6 protein-coding genes are annotated in these 7,208 nt (G+C 72.4%); all 6 read right to left on the bottom strand.

Annotated elements, in window-relative coordinates; translation table 11 throughout:
* Window positions 1-1,271: methyl-accepting chemotaxis protein (locus ACWEOZ_RS43920; RefSeq protein ID WP_451916609.1), on the bottom strand; the 1,271-nt coding region annotated here is incomplete at its 3' end.
* 125 nt (window positions 1,272-1,396) lie between these two features.
* A complete protein-coding gene (locus tag ACWEOZ_RS43925; RefSeq protein WP_451916610.1) occupies window positions 1,397-3,493 on the bottom strand; it encodes a M1 family metallopeptidase in 2,097 nt (698 codons plus the stop codon).
* Window positions 3,494-3,585: 92 nt separating this feature from the next.
* On the bottom strand, window positions 3,586-4,842 hold the full coding sequence (locus ACWEOZ_RS43930; RefSeq protein ID WP_451916611.1) for a saccharopine dehydrogenase family protein: 1,257 nt from the start codon (window positions 4,840-4,842) through the stop codon (window positions 3,586-3,588).
* A gap of 51 nt (window positions 4,843-4,893) precedes the next feature.
* Entirely contained in the window at window positions 4,894-5,667 is a 774-nt protein-coding gene (locus ACWEOZ_RS43935; protein ID WP_451916612.1) for an SDR family NAD(P)-dependent oxidoreductase, read from the bottom strand.
* Between the two features lie 36 nt (window positions 5,668-5,703).
* On the bottom strand, window positions 5,704-6,570 hold the full coding sequence (locus tag ACWEOZ_RS43940; RefSeq protein WP_451916614.1) for a DUF6910 family protein: 867 nt from the start codon (window positions 6,568-6,570) through the stop codon (window positions 5,704-5,706).
* A 2-nt stretch (window positions 6,571-6,572) separates the two neighbouring features.
* Window positions 6,573-7,208: acyltransferase family protein (locus ACWEOZ_RS43945; RefSeq protein ID WP_451916613.1), on the bottom strand; the 636-nt coding region annotated here is incomplete at its 5' end.

The following is a 7,208-nucleotide window of genomic DNA, read 5'->3' on the forward strand; positions in this document are numbered from 1 at the left end:
GCCAGATCCTTGACCTCCGAGGCCACCACCGCGAAGCCCTTACCCATCTCACCCGCGCGGGCCGCCTCGATGGTCGCGTTCAAGGCCAGCAGGTTCGTCTGCTCGGCGATCGAGGTGATCACCTTGATGACGTTGCCGATCTCGGCCGAGGACTCCCCGAGCTTGTTCATCGTCGCCGACGTCGACGCCGTCACCGAGACGGCCTCCTCAGCGACCCGCGCGGCCTCGGTGGCGTTCTGCGAGATCTCCCGGATCGACGCACCCATCTCCTCACTGCCGGCCGACACCGTGTCCACACTGCGGGAGACCTGTTCGGCTGCGGCGGAGACGGCCTGCGCCTGCACCGAGGCCTCCTCGGCGGACGCGGCGATCTGCAGGGCCGTGCCGGTCATCTGCTCGGAGGCGCTGGCCAGCGACGACGCGGAACCGTCGATGGTGGTCACGGTCTGGCGCAGCCGGGTCACAGCGGCGTCGAGCGCCCGGCCCATCTGGCCCGGCTCGTCCCGGGAGGTCAGCCCGGCCGTCTTGGTCAGGTCACCGGCTGCGAGAGCCTCGCACACGTCCTTGACCCGGCTGAGCGCGCTGACGATGCGGCGGGCCACCAGTGCGCCCAGGGCGAGGGCGAGCAGCACCCCGACAATCAGGGTGATGATGGAGGTGAGCCGGCTGGACTCGTAGCCCGACTTCGCCGCGGCGGCGTTCTTGGCCGCGTCGGCCGTCTCTGCCTCGTCAAGCCTCCCCAGATCCTCGTAGAACGGGGTGAGCAGCGGCAGGGTCCTGGTGTCACGCAGCTTGTTCCAGGTGACCAGGTCGTTCTTCGCTCCGGCCGGCAGCATCTCGTCCCGGACGATCTTGACGTATGCCGCGAAGTTCGACTCCACCCTGGCGATGAGAGCCGGATCTCCGGCCGGCTCGCTCGCCCGATACGCCGCCAGCGCCGCGGTGAACGCGTCGACGTCCTTGCCGAAGGCGTCGCCGAACTTGGCGGTTGTCGCGGGGTCGAGCGCGAGCGCCTGGTTGGCGACGCTGGAACGGGCGCGCCAGGCCGCGGTCTGCATGTCGCCGACGGAGCCGACGCTCGCCACGTTGCTCCGGTAGATCCGCTGGGCGGAGTCGCTGGCGTCGCTGAGGGACCGGATGCCGTTGATGCCGACGATCAGGGCCACCAGGGCTGCGACCGCCACGGCCGCGAGCACCTTCACGTTGACACTGAGGTCGGCGAACGACGGCCGTCCGCGGGCAGGCTGGGTCGGGTCGATCACCGTGGTCATGTGCTCACTATCACTACCACGGACCGGTGCAGGGGCTGACTTCCGGAATTTTGGACAGGTGGTCAACGATTGCGTCCCAGCTCGGCCGGTCCCGCCCCCGGTGCTGCGGGGGCGGGACCGGCGGGTCAGCGGCGCAGGTGCCGGAGAACCGGGTGCGGAGCGGTGGCAGCCCGGGCGGAGCTCGCCGGGGGCGTCGCCGGCTCGGGCCGGGTCGGGCTGAACAGCCAGGCCTGGAACAGCGCGTCCAGGGACTTGCCGGAGATCCGCTCGGCCAGAGCGATGAACTCCGGCGTGGTGACGCTGTCACCGCGCCGGGTCGAGGCCCAGGTCCGCAGGATGGTGAAGAAGGCCCGGTCGCCGACCGTCATGCGCAGCGCGTGCAGCGTCATGGCGCCACGGAGGTAGACCGGGTAGTCGAACAGGTGTTCCGGGCCCGGGTCGCCGATCGGCAGCGACCAGAACTCCGGGAAGAGCCCCTGATAGTTGGCGTCGAAGATCTCCTGCTCGGTGCCGTGCTTCTCGCGCGCGCTCCACAACCATTCCGCGTACGTCGCGAAGCCCTCGTTGAGCCAGATGTCCTGCCACCTCGCCACCGCCAGGCTGTCGCCGTACCACTGGTGGGCCAGCTCGTGCACCACCACGGAGTCGCCGGACTCCGGAGAGCTGAAGAAGACCTGGGCGTAGACCGGGCGGGTCTGGGTCTCCAGCGCGAAGCCGAACCGGTCCGAGCTGTCGACGATGCCGCCGGCGGCCGAGAACGGGTACGGCCCGAAGTTCTCGGCCAGGAACGAGATGATCTCCGGCTCGCGGGCCAGGGAACCCGCGGCCCGGTCACCGACGGTCGGCGGGAACTGGTCCACCGTGCCGGCGATCCAGGTGTTCGGGTTGGGCTCACTGCCGGGCGGAGGACCGCCGGGGACCCAGCCGTCCAGGGTGTCACCGTCGTCCTCGAAGGACGTCGTGCCCTGGCCGGTGGAGACCACCACGTCGTCGACGAACGCGCCCGCCTCGGTGATGGCATGGTCGTTGACCGAGCTCAGGGACACCTCGATCTGCTTGCCGGCGTACGCGGACAGGTCGACGGACCACTGCTCGTAGCCGTCACTCCTGCCGCTCGCGGCGTTCCACGTGCCGGTGGTGCCCGGCGCCGCGCAGGTGTCGTCCGGGCCGGGCGTCAGGTAGTGGGTGAGGAACGGGTACGTCTGCGGCCCGTAGAAGCAGAGGGCCGCGGGGTCCGTGCTGGTGTGCCCGTTGGCGTCCGGCAGGGTGGTCCAGTCGTCCGCCCCGGCGGTGTGCGCCTCGACGAAGAAGTGGTCCCACTCCGGCTCGGTGTCGCGGGTGACGTAGAAGCTCAGCGTCGCCCCGCCGGCGGGCACGTCGACGGTGTGGGTGAGCCGCTTGTACGCCGGCTCACCGTCCTGGGTGAACGCCACCCGCGTGCCGGTGCGCGGTGCCGCGGCCGGCTTGAACAGCTTCGGGTCCAGCGCGTCCAGGTACTCGACCCCGGCTTTGGAGTACTTCTTCACCTGATACTCGCCGACCGTGGCAGTGGCCAGGTACGGCGCCATCGGCTCGCGGGCGTTCCAGGTGGTGGTGGTCCAGCCGTGCCGGGTGGTGGTGCCGACCAGCACGCCGTTCGAGATGGACTGCAGGCCCCGCGGCGCGGTGATCCGGGTGGTGAAGGAGGCCTTGTCCAGGGGATGGTCGTTGACCGGGAACCAGGTCGAGGCGACCTCGGGCTGCCCGACGATGACCATGCCGTCGTCGGTGGTGAAGACCCCGGACGAGCCCAGGTTGGGGTCGGCGATGATCTGCGGCACGCCGTCGTAGCGGGCCACCACGGTGAACGTGCGGCCCTTGCGCAGCCCACGCCGCGGCGTGACGGTGAGCTCGCCGTTGGCCCGCTGCCAGGCCGCCGGGTGGCCGTCCACGGTCAGCGACCGCAGGGTCAGGCCGTCGAAGTCGAGGTTGAACGCGGACAGGTGCTGGGTGGCGCGGGCCGTGATCGTGGCGGTGCCGGCCAGCACGTCGGTGGCCGGCGTGTATCTGATGTCCAGGCCGTAGTGGCGTACGTCGTAACCGCCGTTGCCGGCCAGCGGGAAGTAGGGGTCACCGATGCCCGGCGCGCCGGGCCGGAACGGGGTGGGTTGCGCGCCGGCGGGCGCGACCGCCGCCAGCACCAGAGCGATGACGACAGACGAGATGAGGGCGACTCTGCGCATCCAGGACCTCCACGCGGCGTTGCGGGCGATCCCCGGACGCTAACCCCGGCCCGGCCGGCCGGGCGACCCCGAGTACCTAAATCGGACAGTGCTCAGGCGTCGAGCCGCCGCGCATTGATCTCCATGCCCGCCGCCCGCAGCCGCTTCACCAGTGCGTCACCGATCCCGGTGGCCGGCGTCAGCACGCCGCCCGCTGACTCCGGCAGCTCCGCGCGGTCCAGCGCCAGGGCCAGCGCCGACTCGCCGAGCATGACCGCGGTCGCCTGGTAGCCGGGGTCACCCTTGGCGCGGAACCGGGCCGTGTAGCGCGCGCCGGTGCTGGTGGTGGTGAACAGGTCCATGGTGAAGTGCCCCCGCTGACGGGTCCGCTCGTCCGGACCGTCGCCGGGCTTGGGCAGGATCCGGTCCAGCAGGAACCGGGTCGGCGGCAGGGACAGACCGACGACCAGCGCGCCGAGCCCGGCCTTGGTGCCCGCGGCGAGCACCGGCGACAGCGGCGAGGTGCCGGTGCTCATCGCCTCCCGGTAACGGAACGCCCGGCCGTACGCGTGGCCCCGCAGGGCGTTGCTGCGCCGCACCACCCGCGAGTTGTAGGAGGCCATCACGAACGGTCCCAGGCTGCCGCGCAGCGACGGGTCGACCTCCGAGCCCCGCAGCAGCACCATGTCCTCCTGCCGGCCCAGGTCCGGCTCGTCGGCCGGTGCCGGGCTCAGCGAGTACGGGTTCGCGACCAGCCGTCGCAGCGCCTTGTCCCGCCGGACCACGTCCAGCTGGTGGCGCATGGAGTCGATGGTGCCGCCGCTGATCCCGGCGCGCATGCTCGTGACCACTAGCGTGGTGTCGGTGAGCTCACCGGCGCCGTCGGCCCGCACCTGCTGCCACAGCACGTGCACCCCGAGGTCCGACGGGATCGAGTCGAAGCCGCAGGAGTGCACGATCCGGGCGCCGGTCGAGCGGGCCAGCTCGTGGTTCTCGTCCGCGCTGGCCCGGGCGAAGATCACCTCGCCGGTCAGGTCGACGTAGTCGGTGCCGGCCGCGGCGCAGGCGTGCGCGAGGGCGCGGCCGTACTTCGCGTACGGGCCGACGGTGGTGATCACGACGTGGGCGGCGGCGGCGAGCCGCTCGACGGCGGGGACGTCGCCCGAGTCGGCCACCAGCAGCGGCCAGTCCACCCCGAGGCGGGACCGGACCGCCTCGAGCCGCTCGGCCGACCTTCCGGCCAGGGCGATCCGGGTGCCCGCGGGGGCGTGCCCGGCCAGGTGGGCGGCCACCAGCTCTCCGACGAAGCCGGTGGCCCCGTAGACGACGATGTCGAGGTCGCGGACCCGGGCGGCGGCTTGATCACTCATGGTCGATGATTCTCCGGCACCGCGCCGGGGTCCGCTCGGCCGGGCGCCCGCTCAGTCCGGCAGCTTCACCCCGGACAGCTCGGCGCAGGCGGCCAGCAGCTCCTCCTGCAGCTCCTCGCGGTACGCTGCCGGGTTGGCCCGCAGGTCACGGCGGCGCTTGAAGTAGCGGCCGGTGACCATGGCCGCCGGCTCGTCGCTGGTGGCCAGCCAGAGCTGCGTCTCGGCCCCGGCCGGCAGCTCGTCGGTCGCGCCGGCGCCGCCCATCCGGGTCTTGATCCAGCCCGGGTCGACGGCGTTGCTGAGCACCTCCGGCCGGCGCCGGGCCACCGCGAGGGCCAGCATCACGTCGTAGAGCTTGGAATCGCTGTACGCCTGCATGCCGTCCCAGTCGCGATCCTGCCACTGCAGGTCGTCGAGGCGGGGGACACCGCCGGACTCCAGCCCGGAGGTCAGGTAGACCAGCCGCGCGGGCCAGGGGATGAGGGCGGTCAACACGTACGGCGCCAGCACGTTGACCTGGAAGATGCGTTCCAGTCCGTCACCGGTGCGCACCGGCGCGTCCTGGCCCCCGCCCACCCCGGCGTTGTGGATCACCACGTCGTACGGGCCGACGGCCGCCGCCTGCTCGGCCAGTTCCCGCGTCTCGGCCAGGGAGGTCAGGTCGCCGCGCACCACGGCAGTGGCCTGCGGCACCGAGGCCAGGGCCTGCGCGGCCCGTTCCTCGTTGCGGGCGTGCAGGACCACCCGGTGCCCGTCCGCCGCGAGGGTGCTCGCTGTCTGCCGTCCGATGCCGTCGCTGGATCCGGTCACCAAAATCGTTGCCATGTCCATCCTGCTTCCCTCATCGCGCCGCGCTGAACATCACCAGGTGATCCGGAGGTCGAGCCGGCTGGAGGCGGCGAGCGGGTCGTCGGCGTCGACGACCGCGATCAGCGCGGCCTCGCCCGGCCCGGCGGCGCGGACGGCCAGCCCTTCGATCTTGTACGGCCCGCCGGGCACCGCGGCCACCGCGAGCACCCGCTCGTCGTCCAGCAGCGCGATCGCGGCACCGACCACCGGACCGTCGTCGACCGCGTTCGGGGTGTCCTCCGCGGCGGCGGACACCAGCAGCCGGCCGTCCGGCAGGGCCACCGCGTCGGTGACCGCCAGCGCCACCCCGCCGACCGTGCCCAGGTCGTAGCGGCAGGGCCGGCGCACGTCGGGCGGCTCCCCGGCGAGCAGGGCGGACAGGTCGACGTCGACCGCCGCGGAGGGCACGCCCGCCGCCGAGTTGCCGCGCTGGAACCAGCGCAGCCGGTCGCCGTTCCGGGCCGCGCCCTCCAGGTTGAGCTGGTCCGGCGCGAGCCCGAGCGTCGCGGCGACCCGGTGGTACGCCGGGGTCAGGTCGATGATGCGGAAAGCCCCCGGCCCGGTCACCAGCGAGGCGCGCATCCGGGCCGCGGTGGAGCCGGAGCCGAGCAGCAGCACCCCGCCGTCGACGGCGACCGCCGCCTCGAAGTCCGGCTTCAGATGTTTGGTCCCCTCGGCCGGGCTGAAGGTCTCGTGGCCGTCGACCGCCGCGATCACCCGGACCGCGGTGACCCCGCCAGGCCGCAACCAGGCGGCGTGGGTGGCGTCGTCCTGGGCGACGAGCCAGCCGTCACCGAACGCGGCGATGGCCGAGGCGGCCCGCACCGGCACCCCGGGACCGAACCACAGGCGGGTCTCACTCTCGATCTCGACGTGCATCGTCACGTCCTCTCCGGGCGCATACCGAACAAGAACCGGGTGATCCGGGTACGCCGGACCAGGATGTCGTACGCCCCGAACGTCAGGATGAACGAGACAGCCACGACGATGGCGTACTCGACGATGATCGGGGCTCGCCAGGGGACCACGAGATAGGCCACCGCCACCACGATCGGCTGGTGCAGGACGTAGAACGGCAGGGCCGCCTCGGCGAGATAAGTGCGCGTGGAGGAGCCTTCCCGGCCCGGGCCCGCGGCAGCCGGACCGGGCCGGTCGAGCAGGCCCAGCAGGGCGACCAGGGCACACCAGCCGGACACGCTGAACAGAACCCGCGAGACGACCGCCAGCGGTGCCATGCCGGTGAACAGGTCCGTGCCCTCGCTGATGAAGCCGGGTGCGCTCGCCCCGAACGCGACGACGGCGAGGACGGCGGCGGCCCGGGCGTGGCGGCGTAACGCGGCGGCGAACCGCTCGTCGGTGGCGAGCACGAAGCCGTACAGGAAGAAGAGCAGGTAGGCCCACCGGCTCCAGGCCCCCAGATCCTCCTCCAGGCCGAGCACCGCACCGACCAGGGCGAGCGGAATCGCGGGCAGCAGCACGACGCCGGGCCGCCCGGCCGCGCCGGCGGCCGCCTCGAC

It is taken from the genome of Actinoplanes sp. NPDC004185, assembly GCF_053603475.1.